Source organism: Pseudomonas sp. PDM02 (assembly GCF_014852285.1).
In the GTDB taxonomy this organism is placed as follows: domain Bacteria; phylum Pseudomonadota; class Gammaproteobacteria; order Pseudomonadales; family Pseudomonadaceae; genus Aquipseudomonas; species Aquipseudomonas migulae.
Genome location: NZ_JACVBL010000052.1, coordinates 1 through 228 on the forward strand (window position 1 = coordinate 1; position 228 = coordinate 228).

Consider the following 228-nt stretch of genomic DNA (forward strand, 5'->3'; position numbering starts at 1 on the left):
TCGTTTCACTGCTGAGTTCGGGATGGGATCAGGTGGTTCCAATGCTCTATGGTCGTCAAGAAATTCTTGAGCTGACGCGTCTTGCGACGTTCCAGCGAATCGGGTATGCGATAGTTTGTGTGTTGCTCTCGAACTTTCGGTTCATTGCGTCTTCACACACCGCAATCTGATGCTCTTTCGAGTAGTCAAATTGCTTGGGTGTTATATGGTCAAGCCTCACGGGCAATT

The 228-nt window shown here is 48.7% G+C and carries 1 rRNA gene; it reads right to left on the reverse strand.

From position 1 onward, the window contains the following. A 5S ribosomal RNA gene (rrf, locus tag IB245_RS28980) occupies window positions 1–60 on the reverse strand; the annotation flags it as partial. Between the last annotated feature and the right edge of the window lie 168 nt (window positions 61–228).